General features: G+C 66.2%; 15 protein-coding genes and 1 riboswitch. Of the genes, 13 read left to right on the forward strand and 2 right to left on the reverse strand.

Translation table 11 applies throughout. The features are described from left to right. The first annotated feature begins 27 nt into the window (after window positions 1-27). The 13 genes from mmsA to Q1A36_RS19340 all read left to right on the forward strand — a co-directional run bounded on the left by mmsA (window position 28) and on the right by Q1A36_RS19340 (window position 13143). A complete protein-coding gene (gene mmsA, locus Q1A36_RS19280) occupies window positions 28-1584 on the forward strand; it encodes a multiple monosaccharide ABC transporter ATP-binding protein (RefSeq protein WP_299847463.1) in 1557 nt (518 codons plus the stop codon). After that, window positions 1581-2783: a multiple monosaccharide ABC transporter permease gene (gene mmsB / locus Q1A36_RS19285; protein ID WP_299847465.1), complete on the forward strand. Its 1203-nt coding sequence runs from the start codon at window positions 1581-1583 to the stop codon at window positions 2781-2783. The genes mmsA and mmsB overlap by 4 nt, the downstream gene beginning before the upstream one ends. Before the next feature lie 5 nt (window positions 2784-2788). After that, complete coding sequence (locus Q1A36_RS19290; RefSeq protein ID WP_299847467.1) at window positions 2789-3469, forward strand: hypothetical protein; 681 nt, start codon at window positions 2789-2791, stop codon at window positions 3467-3469. 195 nt (window positions 3470-3664) lie between these two features. Next, on the forward strand, window positions 3665-4327 hold the full coding sequence (locus tag Q1A36_RS19295; protein ID WP_299847469.1) for an SGNH/GDSL hydrolase family protein: 663 nt from the start codon (window positions 3665-3667) through the stop codon (window positions 4325-4327). A gap of 298 nt (window positions 4328-4625) precedes the next feature. Continuing rightward, window positions 4626-4841, forward strand: a riboswitch (cobalamin riboswitch). Between the two features lie 31 nt (window positions 4842-4872). Then, entirely contained in the window at window positions 4873-5325 is a 453-nt protein-coding gene (locus Q1A36_RS19300; protein ID WP_299847471.1) for a DUF1636 domain-containing protein, read from the forward strand. Beyond that, window positions 5322-6104 (forward strand): ABC transporter ATP-binding protein, encoded by a 783-nt coding sequence (locus tag Q1A36_RS19305; RefSeq protein WP_299847473.1) that lies wholly within the window; start codon window positions 5322-5324, stop codon window positions 6102-6104. Before Q1A36_RS19300 ends, Q1A36_RS19305 begins: the two co-directional genes overlap by 4 nt. A gap of 1 nt (window position 6105) precedes the next feature. Beyond that, window positions 6106-7035 (forward strand): ABC transporter substrate-binding protein, encoded by a 930-nt coding sequence (locus tag Q1A36_RS19310; RefSeq protein ID WP_299847475.1) that lies wholly within the window; start codon window positions 6106-6108, stop codon window positions 7033-7035. A gap of 2 nt (window positions 7036-7037) precedes the next feature. Then, window positions 7038-8093, forward strand: a complete 1056-nt coding sequence (locus tag Q1A36_RS19315; RefSeq protein ID WP_299847477.1) for an iron ABC transporter permease — start codon at window positions 7038-7040, stop codon at window positions 8091-8093. A gap of 380 nt (window positions 8094-8473) precedes the next feature. Then, complete coding sequence (locus Q1A36_RS19320) at window positions 8474-9760, forward strand: FAD-dependent oxidoreductase (RefSeq protein WP_299847479.1); 1287 nt, start codon at window positions 8474-8476, stop codon at window positions 9758-9760. Further along, a complete protein-coding gene (locus Q1A36_RS19325; protein WP_299847481.1) occupies window positions 9757-10548 on the forward strand; it encodes a DUF1365 domain-containing protein in 792 nt (263 codons plus the stop codon). The genes Q1A36_RS19320 and Q1A36_RS19325 overlap by 4 nt, the downstream gene beginning before the upstream one ends. Beyond that, window positions 10541-11698, forward strand: coding sequence for a cyclopropane-fatty-acyl-phospholipid synthase family protein (locus Q1A36_RS19330; RefSeq protein WP_299847493.1), 1158 nt, complete (start codon window positions 10541-10543; stop codon window positions 11696-11698). Before Q1A36_RS19325 ends, Q1A36_RS19330 begins: the two co-directional genes overlap by 8 nt. A gap of 9 nt (window positions 11699-11707) precedes the next feature. Further along, on the forward strand, window positions 11708-12439 hold the full coding sequence (locus Q1A36_RS19335; RefSeq protein ID WP_299847483.1) for an SDR family NAD(P)-dependent oxidoreductase: 732 nt from the start codon (window positions 11708-11710) through the stop codon (window positions 12437-12439). Further along, on the forward strand, window positions 12436-13143 hold the full coding sequence (locus Q1A36_RS19340; protein ID WP_299847485.1) for a hypothetical protein: 708 nt from the start codon (window positions 12436-12438) through the stop codon (window positions 13141-13143). Before Q1A36_RS19335 ends, Q1A36_RS19340 begins: the two co-directional genes overlap by 4 nt. A 10-nt stretch (window positions 13144-13153) precedes the next feature. Here Q1A36_RS19340 and Q1A36_RS19345 read toward each other — a convergent pair whose 3' ends face one another. Together Q1A36_RS19345 and Q1A36_RS19350 are read right to left on the reverse strand one after the other, a co-directional pair. Next, window positions 13154-13816 (reverse strand): SDR family NAD(P)-dependent oxidoreductase, encoded by a 663-nt coding sequence (locus Q1A36_RS19345; protein WP_299847487.1) that lies wholly within the window; start codon window positions 13814-13816, stop codon window positions 13154-13156. Then, a complete protein-coding gene (locus Q1A36_RS19350; protein WP_299847489.1) occupies window positions 13813-14211 on the reverse strand; it encodes a DUF2177 family protein in 399 nt (132 codons plus the stop codon). Before Q1A36_RS19350 ends, Q1A36_RS19345 begins: the two co-directional genes overlap by 4 nt. Window positions 14212-14656 lie beyond the last annotated feature (445 nt).

The following is a 14656-nucleotide window of genomic DNA, read 5'->3' on the forward strand; positions in this document are numbered from 1 at the left end:
TTTTTGACCAGCGGCAGGGAGGGCCGATTGGACAGCATTCTGGACATGCGCGGCATCACCAAGGAATTTCCGGGCGTCAAGGCGCTGGATGATGTGAACATCACCGTTCGCCGGGGCGAGATCCGGGCACTGGTGGGCGAGAACGGTGCCGGCAAATCGACGCTGATGAAGGTGCTTTCGGGGGTCTATCCCCATGGCAGCTATCAGGGCGAGATCCTCTATCGCGGGCAGCCGATGGCGTTTCAGGGCATCCGCGACAGCGAGGAAAAGGGCATCGTCATCATCCATCAGGAACTGGCGCTGGTCCCGCAAATGACGATTGCCGAGAACATCTTTCTGGGCAACGAGATCGCCCGGCGCGGCGTCATCGACCGGCGCGAGACCAACCGGCGCACCGCCGAATTGCTGGCCAAGGTGGGGCTGCATGAAAGCCCCGAGCAGAAGGTCGGCGGTCTTGGCATGGGCAAGCAGCAATTGGTGGAAATCGCCAAGGCTCTGTCGAAGAAGGTCGATCTGCTGATCCTCGACGAGCCCACCTCGTCGCTCAATGAACATGACAGCGAGGCCTTGCTGAAGCTTTTGGCCAACTTCCGTGACGAAGGGATGACCGCCATCCTGATCTCGCACAAGCTGAATGAAATCAGTCAGGTGGCCGACAGTATTACAGTGCTGCGTGATGGCTCGACCGTGGCGCATCACGACCAGATGGTGTCCGAGGGCCAGATCATCCGCGACATGGTCGGCCGCGCCATGTCGGACCGTTATCCCCCGCGCGAACCGAAGATCGGCGAGGTGGTGATGGAGGTGAAAGGCTGGACCATTGCCGACCCCGCCCGTGACGGGCGCCGCATGGTCGACAATGCCAGCTTCACCCTGAGAAAGGGCGAGGTGCTGGGTATTGCCGGGCTGATGGGCGCGGGCCGGACCGAACTGGCGATGAGCCTCTTTGGCCGCTCGATGGGCCAGTATGTCAGCGGCGCCGTCACCATCCATGGCAAGCCCGCCGATCTGACCACGGTGCCGCGCGCCATCGCCTCGGGGCTGGCCTATGTGACCGAGGACCGCAAGTCGCTGGGGCTGGTGTTGGATGAAAGCATCCGCCGCAACATTCCGCTGGCCAATCTGCCGGGTATCTCGCGCCGGGGCGTGATCGATGCCGAGCGCGAGGCCGAGGTGGGCGAGGGCTATCGCAAGCGCATCAACATCCGCACACCCTCGATTGAACAGCGGGCGGTGAACCTGTCGGGCGGCAACCAGCAAAAGGTGGTTCTGGCCAAATGGCTCTTTGCCGATCCGAAGATCCTGATCCTCGATGAACCGACGCGTGGCATCGATGTCGGCGCGAAATACGAGATCTATACCATCATCCGCGATCTGGCGGCGGCGGGGGAATCGATCATCGTCATCTCCTCGGAAATGCCCGAGCTTCTGGGCATCACCGACCGCATTCTGGTGATGAACGAGGGCCGGCTGGTGGGCGAAATGCCGACAGCCGAGGCGACGCAGGAAAAGATCATGTCGATCATCATCCAGACCGGCCGCGACCTGGTGGATGAAGAGGAAATCGAAAGGGCCGCATCATGAGCGATCAGGCAGCAAGCCGCACCGAGGCAGGCCAGCCCGGCAAATCGACCTTCGGCTTCATCAAGCGCAATATCCGCGAATACGGCATTCTCTTCGCGCTGGTCGCGATCATGCTGTTCTTCCAGATCGCCACCGGCGGCATCCTGTTCCGGCCGGTGAACCTGACGAACCTGTTCCTGCAAAACAGTTATATCGTCATCATGGCGGTGGGAATGCTGCTGGTCATCGTCTCGGGCCATATCGACCTGTCGGTGGGTTCGGTCTGCGGCTTCATCGGCGCGCTGGCCGCGATCATGATCGTGCAGTTCCATGTTCCCTTCATGCTGGCGGGGATCATCTGCCTTGCGGTTGGCGGGCTGATCGGCGCGGTGCAGGGTTACTGGATCGCCTATTGGAAGATCCCCTCCTTCATCGTGACGCTGGCGGGGATGCTGGTCTTCAAGGGGCTGGCGCTGTGGCTTCTGGCCGGGCAATCGGTCGGGCCCTTCCCGGCGCAGTTCCAGCTGATCGCCTCGGGCTTCATCCCCGATCTCTTCGGGGTCGGGCGGCCGAATGTGTTTTCGCTGGTCGTGGGCATCGCGGTAGCCGCGCTGATCCTGTGGCTGGCGGTCCGCAACCGCCGCGCACAGGAAGCTGCCGGCGTGGCCGAGGAACCCTTTGCCTTCTTCGCCGCCAAGAATGCCGCGATCTTTCTGGCGCTGGTCTGGGTCAGCTGGTCGATGGCGAATTTCCGTGGACTGCCCAATGTGCTGATCGTCATGGCGCTGCTGATCGCGATCTACAGCTTTGTGTCGCAGCGCACGACGCTGGGGCGGCGCATATATGCCATCGGCGGCAATGCCAAGGCGGCGACCCTGTCGGGGATCAAGTCCGACCGGCTGGTCTTCCTGACCTTCGCCAATATGGGCGTGCTGGCGGCGCTGGCGGGTCTGGTCTTTGCCGCACGGCTGAACACCGCCACGCCCAAGGCCGGCGTCGCCTTCGAACTCGACGTGATCGCGGCCGTCTTCATCGGCGGGGCCTCGATGGCCGGGGGCGTGGGCACCGTGGTCGGCGCGGTGATCGGCGCCTTCATCATGGGGGTGATGAACAACGGCATGTCGATTCTGGGCATCGGCATCGACTGGCAACAGGTCATCAAGGGCCTGGTGCTTCTGGCCGCCGTGATCTTCGATGTCGTGAACAAGAACCGGGCCTGACACCCATGCTGCTGTCGCAGATCCGGCGTGCCGATGGCAGCATCGGCACCGTCATCCGCAACGGCACCGAAGCCGCGCTGCTGAGCGGGGTCACGGACCTGCCGGATCTGGCGCGGCTGGCGATCCGGCAGGGCAACAGCCTGACCCGCCAGATCGCGCGCCAGCCGCTCGGTCCCGCCCTCGACCTGCCAGGTCTCAGGGCTGAAGGGCGGCTTCTACCGGTGCTGACCCTGCCCGATCCGGGGCGGTTGCAGCCCTCCTGTGCCGAGGGAAACGGCGTCCATCTGGCCGAACTTTTCCTCTTTGGCCCGACCGGCGCGGGCTTCCGCCTTGGCGCGGCGCTGGTGCTGCTGGGGCGGGGCGCCCCGCTGCCTGGCCCTGAATTGCAGCCAGAGCCGCTGCCGGTCGGGCAGGGCGCGCTGCTGCGTGTCCTGGCCGGCGGTCAGCCTCGATCCGAGGTCAGGCTGGTCGTGAACCCGACCCTGAAGCCGCTGCCCGCGGGCAAGCCCGGCGACGGGCTGATCCATCCGTTGACCGCCCTGTCGGGCCTGTCGCTGAGGCCACTGCGGGCGGGCGAGGCCATCGCCGTCGAGATCGATGGTTTTGGTCTGCCGTTGCAGATTTCCGCGACCTCTGTTCCAGTCCTGCGTCCCGCAGCGGAGCCGAGCGGCACAGGTGCGGGCTGACGGCGCTGGCCGCACTGGTGCAGACGGGTTCGATGGCGGCGGGCGGCGCGCCAGTGGGGCGAGATCGGCCGATCCTTGCCGCGGCGGCGCCAGTTCTGGCAGGCTGATCGCGCAGGGGCTTTGCACCTGATGGCCGCCAGCCGTTCCAGCTGGCGCAGCAGACGCTCCTGACATTCACACAAGGAGATTGACCAGATGACCCCCCAGAAATCGATCCTCTGCTATGGCGACAGCCTGACTTGGGGCTGGATTCCCGTGACCGAAGGCGCGCCGACCCTGCGCTATCCCTATCCCGATCGCTGGACCGGCGCGATGGCTGCGCGCCTTGGCGAGGGCTATCACATCATCGAGGAGGGGCTGAGCGCCCGCACCACCAGCCTCGATGACCCCAACGATCCGCGGCTGAATGGCAGTGCCTATCTGCCCGCCGCGCTGGCCAGCCACCTGCCGCTTGATCTGGTGATCGTCATGCTCGGCACCAATGACACGAAATCCTATTTTCGTCGCACGCCCTATGAGATCGCGAATGGCATGGCCAAGCTGGTCGGGCAGATCGGCGCATCAGCCGGCGGCGTGGGCACACCCTATCCGGCACCCAAGGCACTGGTCGTCGCGCCGCCGCCCTTGACCCCGATGCCGCATCCCTACTTCCAGGGCATGTTCGAGGGCGGGCATGAAAAATCCACCGCGCTGGCCGCGCAATATCGCGCCATGGCTGATTTCATGAAGATCGGGTTCTTCGACGCCGGTTCGGTCATCTCGACCGACGGCTGCGACGGCATCCATTTCACCGTCGAGAACAATCTGGCCTTGGGTCGGGCATTGGCAACGCAAGTGGCCGAGATGCTGGCGGCCTGATCGCCCCGGGGTACTGCGCCGGATCCGCCGTCCGGCGCCCTCGCACAGATCAGGGGGATGAGCCTCCGGGAATCCTGGGCGGGTCAGGTGGTATCAACGCCCGGGTCGCGGCCAAACGGCGAGCTTGCAGGGCCTGCGTCAGATGGCCGCTTGTCTGAACCGGGCCGGAAGCCTTGGTTCTCTTGGCGTCGAGGCTGCTTGTGTGGCCGCTTGCTTGGAACAGCAGCAGCGTTGGTTCTTTTGCCGGTCGACAACCGCAAGACGCCGATTTTTTCGATTGACGATCAGCATCCTGTTGCGCCATGAAATCCGCGATGGTTCCCGGCCAGATCAAACGCGGCCGGGTGAAAAGGGAATACGGTGAGGCGCTGCCAAAAGGCGCCAAATCCGTGACTGCCCCCGCAACTGTAAGCGGCGAGTTACCCCCGATGCCACTGACCCCTTTCGGGTCGGGAAGGTGGGGGAAGCCTTGACCCGCGAAGTCAGGAGACCTGCCATCGAAGGAACCAACCGACCCGGGCGGGGAGTCCCGGAAGGAGATTTCGATGGACGCTTTCCCGCGCCGGCCGCTGGCCACGCACCCCTATGTCGTGGCGCAATCCGCGCCGCATCAGATTCTGGTCTGCAAGGCCTGCAAGCACAAAGGTGCCACTTGTCAGCCCGGCCTGAGGTTGATCGAACGGCTGCGGGCGGCGATCGCGGCCGCCGGGCTTGGTGACAGTTTCGAGGTTTCGGGCACTGCCTGCCTTGCCGGATGCGTGCCGGCGCATGGCAATCCCTGCGTGGTCGGCTGGCGCGCGACGGCCAAGGCCACATGGCTTTTCGGCGATATCGAACCCGGACAGCCGATGGACGACCTGCTGGTCTTCTCGCGCCTCTACGCCGCCCGTGAGGATGGCTGGATGAACGGCCGCGACCTGCCCGACCGGCTGTGCGACAGCACCCTTGCCCGCATCCCCGCCGCAATGATCGTGACGCGGCAAGGGCCGGTCCAGTGACCCGCGATCCGGCCCGCATCATCGAACTCGCCGGCGTCTCATGGGGGCCGCGCCGTCAGGCCGACATCCTCAGCGAGATCAGCTTTTCGGTGGCCGAGCGCGAGGTGATCGCTATCTGCGGTGCGAACGGGGCGGGCAAGTCGTCGCTGCTCAGGCTGCTCTACCGCTATCAGGCGCCGCGCAAGGGAACGGTGCGGCTGGCGGGGCGCGATCTCTGGCAGATGAGCGCGCCGGAAGCCGCCCGGATCGTCGCCGCCGTGCTGCAGGAACAACCGACCGATTTTGCGCTGAGCGCGTGGCAGATCGTGGCCCTGGGCCGGTTGCCGCATCGCAAGGGGTTTGGCCCCGGCGCGACGGATCATGCCGTGGTCGAGGCCTGCCTTGCGCGCATGGATCTGAGGCAGATGGCCCATCGCAGTTTCGGCACCCTGTCGGGCGGCGAACGTCAGCGCGTCATGGTCGCCCGCGCCTTGGCACAGGAACCCCGCGTCCTGATCCTCGATGAGCCGACCAACCATCTGGATATCCGGCATCAGCTGGAACTGCTGGCCCTGCTGCGCGGTCTTGGCCTGACCGTCATCACCACGCTGCACGATCTGACGCTGGCCGCCGAATTCGCCGACCGGATGCTGATCCTGCATGAGGGCCGGGTGATCGCCGATGCCCCGCCCGACCTGGCGCTGTCGGAGGCCACCATCGCCCGGGCCTTCAACGTCTCGGCCCGCGTCGACCGCTCGGGCACCACACCGCGCTTTTCTTTCCATCTTCAGGGACACTGACATGAAGCTGATGCTTGCCTTCCTTCTGCTCTCGGCCGCGCCCGCACTGGCCTTTCCGGTCACGGTGCAAAGCTGCGACCGCCAGATTACCTTCGACGCCGCCCCGGTCCGGGCAATCTCGAACGACGTGAACCTGACCGAGATGATGCTGGTTCTGGGCCTGCGCGACCGCATGATCGGCTATACCGGCATCTCGGGCTGGAAGACGCTGGACCCCGAGATGCGCAAGGGCGTCGCCGAACTGCCCGAGCTGGCCGCCAAATACCCGACCAAGGAGGTGCTTGCGGGTGCCGAGCCGGATTTCTTCTTCGCGGGCTGGAACTACGGCATGAAGGTCGGCGGCGAGGTGACGCCCGAAACGCTGGCGCCGCTTGGCATCCAGACCTATGAACTGACCGAAAGCTGCATCCATATCGGGCCGAAGGAGAAATCGTCGATGCAGGACATGTATAATGACATCCTGAACCTCGGCACGATCTTCGGCGTGGACGCCAAGGCAGAGGAACTGGTCGAAGGCTACAAGACCCGCCTTGCCGAGATCACAGCGGGCGTCGATCGCAGTGCGCCGCTGCGGGTCTTCGTCTATGATTCCGGCGAGGCCGCGCCCTTTACTGCTGGCCGCTATGCCATGCCCACCGCGCTGATCGAGGCCGCCGGCGGCGTCAACATCATGGACGATCTGGAGAAAAGCTGGGCCGAGATCGCGTGGGAGCCGGTGGTCGAGCGCAATCCCGAGGTGATCGTCATCGTCAATTACGGCGATGTGACCGCCGAACAGAAGATCGCCTTCATGAAGGATAACCCGGCCTTCGCCTCTATCGACGCGGTGAAGAACGACCGTTTCGTCGTGCTGGACTATATCGAGGCGACGCCCGGACCCCGCAACATCGCCGCCGTCGAAAAGCTGGTCGCCGGATTCAAGGTCGACTGAACATGACCGAGACCCCCCTCGTTCCGAGTGCCAGCCCCGCTCTGCGTCTGACCCGACGGGCGGCCTTCGGGTTTGGCGCGGGGGGTGCTCTGCTGGCCGCCGTGCTGGTCGCCGTCTCGGTCGGTGCGGTTCCGGTGCCGCTGTCCACGGTCTGGGGCATCCTCGTCGACCATCTTGCCCCCGGCCTCGTCACCCCCGACTGGTCGCCGGGGCGCGAGAGCATTGTCTGGGACATCCGCTTTCCGCGCGCCCTTCTGGCCGCGCTGGTCGGCGCCGGTCTGGGGATCACCGGGGGGGCGCTGCAGGCAGTGACCCGAAACCCGCTCGCCGATCCCCATCTTCTGGGCATCTCCTCGGGCGGGGCCTTCGGCGCCATTGCGGCGCTGCTGCATACCGGTCTGTTCCTCGGTCTTCTGACGGTTCCCCTGATGGCCTTCGGCGGGGCGCTTGCCGCGACGCTGATGGTGCTTGCGGCGGCGCGCCTGACCGGGTCCACATCGGCCGACCGGCTGGTCCTTGCCGGTGTCGCCATCAGCTTCATCATCATGGCCGGGGCGAATATCCTGATCTTCCTCGGCGATCCCAAGGCCACGCATACGGTCGTCTTCTGGATGCTCGGCGGCCTTGGTCTGGCACAGTGGAGCCATCTTCTCTATCCACTGGCCGTGCTGCTGCCCGCCGGTCTCTGGCTCTGGTCGCAATCCCCGGCCCTGAATGCCATGTCACTTGGCGATGAAACCGCCGCCTCGCTTGGCATCGCCGTCGCCCGGTTCCGCCTGTCGGTCTTCGTTGCCGGTGCGCTGATCACCGGCGTCATGGTGGCCTTTTCGGGCATCATCGGCTTTGTCGGTCTGATGATGCCGCATCTCGTCCGGCTGATCGCCGGCGGCGACAATGCCCGCGTCCTGCCGCTCTCGGCCCTGCTCGGCGCGATCTTCCTCGTGCTGGCCGACACGCTGGCCCGCGTCGTCATGGCCCCCGAGGACATGCCGATCGGCGTCGTCACCGGCCTGACCGGCGGGCTGTTCTTCCTGTGGCTGATGGGGCGCAAGGCCTGAGCGAACGCCTGCCCTGCGAGGCATGGGGGCACTCTTTCATCTTCTGTTGGCGCGCGCAGGGGCACTGCTGTTCGCTTCGGACGGCGGCGCCACGTCTTGTGTCTCAATCACCCGCCCGATCGTGACGTCCCTCGGAAGGCCTAGACAGGAGCGGGTTCATCTGGCGTTCTGCAGTCATGTGGTGATCGGTGCTTCCATGAGGCCGGCCCAAGCGCGGCGCGATCTCGCGGCAATCCGCCGGTTTGTGAAAGGCAGCACTTTGGGGTGGTTGCGGCCGATCTGATAGACTGTTCAAATGGGGAGGAGATGAAAGATCGGAATGACCAGACGTTGCTGTGTCCCCTCGTGCCCGGTCTGGTCGATCTGATGCGAGGACCTGATTGAACCAGCCCGAACGACGCCGCATCGCGATCATCGGCAGCGGTATATCTGGCTTGGGGGCCGCATGGCTTCTGGACCCGCATCACGACATCACCCTGTTCGAGCGCGAGCCGCGCGCCGGCGGTCATGCCCGCACCGTCCGCGCCGGGGGGGCGGCGGTCGATACCGGCTTCATCGTCTGCAACCGGCGGACCTATCCGCTGTTCGTGCCGCTGATGCAGCATCTGGGCGTGGCGCTGGAACCAAGCGACATGTCCTTCTCGGCCAGCTTCGACGGCGGGCGCTATGAATATGGCACCTTCTCGACACGCGCGATGTTCGCGCAGCCCTTGTGCCTGATGGATGCGGGCCACTGGCGGCTGATCCGGGATATCCTGCGCTTCTTCCGCCATGCGCCCGGCCATCACGCGCATCAGGGCAGCATCGGCGAGCTGATCGGGACGCTCGGGCTGGGGACCGAGTTCCGCGACCGCTTCCTGCTGCCGATCTCGGGGGCGATCTGGTCGACGCCGACCGCCGAGATGATGCAGTTCCCGGCCAGCGCCTTCGTCCGGTTCTTCGACAATCACGGGCTGTTATCGGTGAATGGCCAGCCGCAATGGCTGACGGTCAGCGGCGGCTCGCAATCCTATGTCAGCGCGATCCTGTCGCGCCTTCGGGGGGATCTGCGGCTGTCCTGTCCGGTCCGTTCGGTGCGGCGCGCGTCCGGGGGCGTCATCGTGACCAGCCCGCAGGGGGACGAGCGCTTCGACCGCGTGATCTTCGCCACCCATGCGCCGCAGTCGCTGGCGATGCTGGATCGCCCGGACCCCGAGGAGGTCGCCATCCTTGGCGCGCTGCGCACGCAGGCCAACCGGATGGTGCTGCATTCCGATCCCCGGCTGATGCCGCGCCGGCGCGCGGCCTGGGCCTCGTGGAACTATGTCACCCGTGGCGCGACGCCGGCCACGGATCGGCCGATCAGCCTGTCCTACTGGATGAACCGGCTGCAGAACCTGACCACGCCGCGCCCGCTGATCGTGACGCTGAACCCCGAGATCGAGCCGATGCAGATCCATGACGAGGCCAGCTTCGCCCATCCGCAATTCGACGGCGCCGCGATTGCCGCACAGGCGCGGCTGGACAGCATCCAGGGGCGCGGCGGGGTGCATTATGCGGGCGCATGGACCCGCTATGGCTTTCACGAGGATGGCTTGCTGTCGGCGCTCCGCGTGGCGCAGTCGCTGGGGATCGACTGGCCCTTGGGGCCCGATCCCTGGGCCCTGCCGAAACAGGTCGCCACATGAGCGTCGATCTGTGGAATGGCGCGCTGATCGATGCCGCGATCTGGCACGCCCGCGCCGGCGATGTGGCGCGGCAGTTCCGCTATCGCGCGCTTTATGCGGCACTGCCGCTCGATGCGCTGGAGGCGGGTGGCCTGCCGCTGCGTCCCGACCATCCGGGTCTGTGGCGGATCAGGCGGCGGGATTACGGCGTGCGCGATGGCAGTGCGCTGTCCGCGTTCATCCGGGCGCAACTGTCGCCGGTGGGCTTGGGCCATTGCAGCAGCGCGCTGGTGACGATGCCGCGCGGGCTGATCCATGGCTTCAACCCGGTCAGCTTCTGGCTGGCGCGCGACGAGGCCGGCCTGCGGGCGGTGCTGGCCGAGGTCTCGAATACCTTCGGCGAAAGCCACCTCTACCTCTGCCGCCATGCCGACAACCGCGTCATCACCCGCAGCGACCGGCTGACGGGCGAGAAGCTGTTTCATGTCTCGCCCTTCCTGCCGCGCGAGGGGCGCTATGTCTTTCGCTTCGATGCCGGGCCGGGGCGGTTCGGGGCCTGGGTCGACTGGTTCGGCGCGGGTGGGGGGCTGCGGCTGCAGACCTCGATGGTCGGGCCCGCGCGTGCCCTGACCCGCGCCAGCCTGCGCCGCGCCGCCCTGTCGCATCCCCTGCAGCCGCTGCGCGTCACCGGGCTGATCCATTGGCAGGCGGCGAAGATGGCGGCACGCGGCATCCGCTATCGCAGGAAGCCACCGCAACTTTCCCTGCGCGCGTCGCAGGCCAGCACCCCGGAGAGTGACGATGTTTGACCAGCGCATCCGGTCGCAGTTCCTGCGCAGCCTCGAGGGCATCCGCGCGGGCCAGCTGCGCCTGACCACGCCCGACGGTGCCGAGCGGGTCTTTGCCGGCGCAGAGCCGGGGCCAGATGCCGCCCTGACCATCCATGACTGGCTCATGGTGCCGGCGCTGGCGGCAAGGGGCGATATCGGGCTGACCGAGGCCTATCGCGACGGCTGGTGCGACACGCCCGACCTGACCGCGCTCTTGACCTTCGGCCTGAGGAACGAAGCGGCGCTCGAGCATTACATCTACGGCAAGCCGCTGGAGGCGCTGGGCTTGCGCTTGCTCTACCTGCTGAACCGCAACACGAGGGCGGGATCGCGGCGCAATATCGCGGCGCATTACGATCTGGGCAATGCGTTCTACGGGCTGTGGCTGGACGAGACGATGACCTATTCCTCGGCGCTGTTTGCCGAGGGCGATGATCTGGTGGCGGCGCAGCGGCGGAAATACGACCGGATCATCGACGGGCTGTCCGGTCGCTCGGGCCGGCTGCTGGAGATTGGCTGCGGCTGGGGCGGCTTTGCCGAACGCGCGCTGGAGCGCGGTGACTTTGCGCCCAAGGGGCTGACGCTCTCGACCGAACAGGCCGCGTTTGCACGGGCGCGGCTGGGGCAGGGGGCCGAGATCGCCCTGCAGGACTACCGCGACGAGACGAGCCGCTTTGACCACATCGTCTCGATCGAGATGTTCGAGGCGGTGGGCGAGCGGTTCTGGCCCGTCTATTTCGGCAAGCTGGCCGATGCGCTGACCCGGCAGGGCCGTGCGATGATCCAGACCATCACCGTCGCCGATCCCTATTTCGACCGCTATCGCAGGGGCGGCGACATGATCCGCAGCTTCATCTTTCCCGGCGGCATGTTGCCCTCGCCCCTGCGGTTCCAGACCGAGGCCGAACGCGCCGGGCTGCGCGTCGAGGATGCCTTCGGTTTCGGCTGCGACTATGCCCGCACGCTGGCCCATTGGCTGGGCCGCTTCGAGGCGCGTTATGCCGAGGTGCGGGCGATGGGCTTTGACGAGGCCTTCATCCGCGTCTGGCGGTTCTATCTGGCGGCCTGCATCGCCTCGTTCTCGGTCGGGCGGACGGATGTGGTGCAATACCGGCTGGCCCATGCGTGAGGTGGTCCGATGAGCGAGCGCATCTGGATCATGGGTGCATCCGAGGGCATCGGCGCGGCGCTGGCCCGTGAATGGACGCGGCGCGGGGCGCGGCTGATCCTGTCGGCGCGATCCGGGGACCGGCTGGCGGACCTGGCTGCGGCCTTGGGCGGGGCCGAGGTCCTGCCCTGCGACGTGACCGACCGCGACAGTCTGGCGGATGCCGCCCGTCAGATCGGCGCGGATGGGCCGCTCGACCGGGCGGTGACGCTGGCCGCGCTTTATGATCCGGGCAAGGTGATGCAGATCGACCCGGATCGCGCCGGTCAGATCGTGACCGTCAACCTGACCGGCTGTTTCAATTTTGCCCGCGCGGCGGTGCCGCTGCTGCGTCCGGGCGGGCAACTGGCCCTGACGGGCTCAGTCGCTGGCTATGTCGGGTTGCCGCAGGGGCAGATCTATTCCGCGACCAAGGCGGGGGTCATCAATCTGGCCGAAAGCCTGCGCGCCGAACTGGCGCCCGATGTCGATGTCAGGCTGATCAGCCCCGGCTTCGTCGCCACCCGGCTGACCGAGAAGAACGAGTTCGACATGCCCGCGCTGATGCAGCCGGAAGAGGCCGCAGAGGCGATCATCAGAGGGCTGGACCGGCGCGGCTTCGAGGTGCATTTCCCGCGCCGGCTGACCCTGCCGCTGAAACTGCTGCGCGCCTTGCCCTATGGGCTCGCGCTGCGCCTGACCAAGAGACTGGTGAGAGAATGACCCGATACCTGCCCCATCTGACGCTTCTGTTCGCGGTCCTGTTCGCCCTGTCGCCACTGGCCAGCGACGGGTTCAACGGCTTTACCCCGGATCAGTTTCCCGTGGTTCAGGACCGCTGGCCGGTGCAGCCGGCGGGTTGGGCCTTCTCGATCTGGGGGGTGATCTATCTGTGGCTGATCGCCGCCAGCGTCTGGGGCCTGTGGAAGGCACCAACGGATGCAGGCTGGCAGGCGATGCGCGCGCCGTTGCTGATCAGTCTGGTCGTCGGCACGTTCTGGATCGCCGCCGCCAATGCCGCGCCGGTTCTGGCCACCGTGATGATCGTGGTGATGGCCGTGGCAGGGGTCATGGCCTTCCTGCGCGCGGGTCCGTCCGATCCGGTCTGGCAGGTCGGTCCGGTCGGGCTCTATGCCGGCTGGCTGACGGCGGCGACGGGTGTGGCGATTGCGGTGCTGCTGAGCGGTTATGGCATCCTGTCGGCGGTTCCGGCGGCCATTCTGCTGATCCTTGCCGTGCTGGCCGTGGCGCTCTGGGTGCAGGCGCGCCGGCCCGGGGCGGCCAGCTATTCCGTGGCGGTTGCCTGGGCGCTGGTCGGCATCGTCGCGTCGAACTGGGGGACCGAAACGCGCGCTGTCGCGCTGCTGGCCGGCGCTGGCATCCTGCTGCTGGCAGTGCAGGGCCTCCTCCACGCGCGCCGGCGCTGACCTGACCGCCTCACCACGCGATCCGCTTGCCCTTCCAGTCCCAGAACGTCCCGCTGTCGTCGGGTGTCAGCCGTGCGATCAATGCCAGAAGGGCCTTGGCGGACTCGTTCGGCGAGATCGTCGGATGGCGGTCGGCATAGGTTGAGGAAAGCCGCGTGGCCACCGTTCCGGGATGCAGGGCGACGACGATATGCTGTTTCTCTTTGCGGGTGATCTCGATGGCCGCGGTGCGGATGATCTGGTTCTGCGCCGCCTTGGCCGCGCGATAGCTGATCCAGCCGCCAAGGCCGTTGTCGCCGATCGACCCCACGCGCGCCGAAAGCGAGGCGAAGACCGCGCGCTGGCCTCTGGCCATCAGCGGGCTGAAATGGCGCAGCAGCAGGGCAACCCCTGTCGCGTTCAGGGCAAATTGCGCCGCCATGGCCCCGGCATCGGTTGCGGCGATGGTTTTTTCGGGCGCATGTCCGTCGATGACCAGCGCGCCTGTGGCATTGACGATCAGATCAAAGCGGCGATCCGCCAGCGCCTCCGCAGCCCGCCTGATGCTGTCCTGATCCGTCAGCTCCAGCCCATTGCGGCGGGACAGACCCGTCACCTCCGCACCGTCCTGCCGCAGCGCCCCGGCCAGTGCCGCGCCGATGCCGCCGCTGTCGCCGAAGACCAGCGCCCTCATGTCAGCCAGCGGGTGACGCCGACCCCGGCCCAGGCCGAGACCCCGGTGAGGAAGCCACCCCAGAGCGTGTCGGTGACGACCTGCTGCATCGACCAGTCGCGCAGGGTGGCGTAATTGGTGAACTCATAGGTGCCATAGCACATCAACCCCAGCAGCGCCCCGCCGATCAGCGCCTTGACCGGCCGGTCCTCGGCCAGCGCCGGGATCGAGACGAAATAGAGCAGCCCGGCAATATAGGCCGCATAGAAGACCGCGGCTGGCACCACCCGGAAGGGATCGGCCAAGAGATCGCCGACATGACGCTCGAAAACCGGCCGGATGATCTGGGTGATGCCGAGGATGTCGAGGGCAAGGAAAACGAGCAGGGTCGAGGCGTAGAGGATCACAATCTGCATCGGGAACTCCATTGAACGGCGCATTGTCATATGGCCGGGTCATATTGCCAAGGAGGCCAGAGCGGCCTTGATTCGGATGATAGCCGCCGCAGCGACCGGCGTCACAGCATGGCGCCACCACGTACATTCGCTGGCCGGATACTCTGCGGGCCGGAACTTTCGATGCTCGGCCTCAGGCTGCAAGGGGATCAGTGATTTGTCATCATTGTTCTGCTGCTGGGGCTGGAATTGAGACTTAGGACTGTCTCTTTATCGGCATTTCGGCTAAGCGCGCAGGTGTATAGTTGTGAGATTTTTTGATGAACGCCCCCTTCAAGCAGACCGAGCGCCTTGGCCGCCTGACCACCGCGCTTGGCGCCGATACGCTCAGCCTGCTGCGCTTTGATGGCTCGGACCACCTGAACGACCTGTTCGACTACCGCGTCGAGGCGTTGGCCACCCGCGA

Origin of the sequence: uncultured Paracoccus sp. (assembly GCF_947487305.1) — a bacterium.
Taxonomy (GTDB): domain Bacteria; phylum Pseudomonadota; class Alphaproteobacteria; order Rhodobacterales; family Rhodobacteraceae; genus Paracoccus.

What these genes read in the sequence shown, in the direction of transcription:
- Q1A36_RS19295 (WP_299847469.1), top strand. Translation starts at nt 3,665, where the DNA reads ATGACCCCCCAGAAATCGATCCTCTGCTATGGCGACAGCCTGACTTGG.
- Q1A36_RS19345 (WP_299847487.1), bottom strand. Translation starts at nt 13,816, where the DNA reads ATGAGGGCGCTGGTCTTCGGCGACAGCGGCGGCATCGGCGCGGCACTG.
- Q1A36_RS19330 (WP_299847493.1), top strand. Translation starts at nt 10,541, where the DNA reads ATGTTTGACCAGCGCATCCGGTCGCAGTTCCTGCGCAGCCTCGAGGGC.
- Q1A36_RS19300 (WP_299847471.1), top strand. Translation starts at nt 4,873, where the DNA reads ATGGACGCTTTCCCGCGCCGGCCGCTGGCCACGCACCCCTATGTCGTG.
- Q1A36_RS19335 (WP_299847483.1), top strand. Translation starts at nt 11,708, where the DNA reads ATGAGCGAGCGCATCTGGATCATGGGTGCATCCGAGGGCATCGGCGCG.
- Q1A36_RS19315 (WP_299847477.1), top strand. Translation starts at nt 7,038, where the DNA reads ATGACCGAGACCCCCCTCGTTCCGAGTGCCAGCCCCGCTCTGCGTCTG.
- Q1A36_RS19290 (WP_299847467.1), top strand. Translation starts at nt 2,789, where the DNA reads ATGCTGCTGTCGCAGATCCGGCGTGCCGATGGCAGCATCGGCACCGTC.
- Q1A36_RS19325 (WP_299847481.1), top strand. Translation starts at nt 9,757, where the DNA reads ATGAGCGTCGATCTGTGGAATGGCGCGCTGATCGATGCCGCGATCTGG.
- Q1A36_RS19340 (WP_299847485.1), top strand. Translation starts at nt 12,436, where the DNA reads ATGACCCGATACCTGCCCCATCTGACGCTTCTGTTCGCGGTCCTGTTC.
- Q1A36_RS19310 (WP_299847475.1), top strand. Translation starts at nt 6,106, where the DNA reads ATGAAGCTGATGCTTGCCTTCCTTCTGCTCTCGGCCGCGCCCGCACTG.
- mmsB (WP_299847465.1), top strand. Translation starts at nt 1,581, where the DNA reads ATGAGCGATCAGGCAGCAAGCCGCACCGAGGCAGGCCAGCCCGGCAAA.
- Q1A36_RS19350 (WP_299847489.1), bottom strand. Translation starts at nt 14,211, where the DNA reads ATGCAGATTGTGATCCTCTACGCCTCGACCCTGCTCGTTTTCCTTGCC.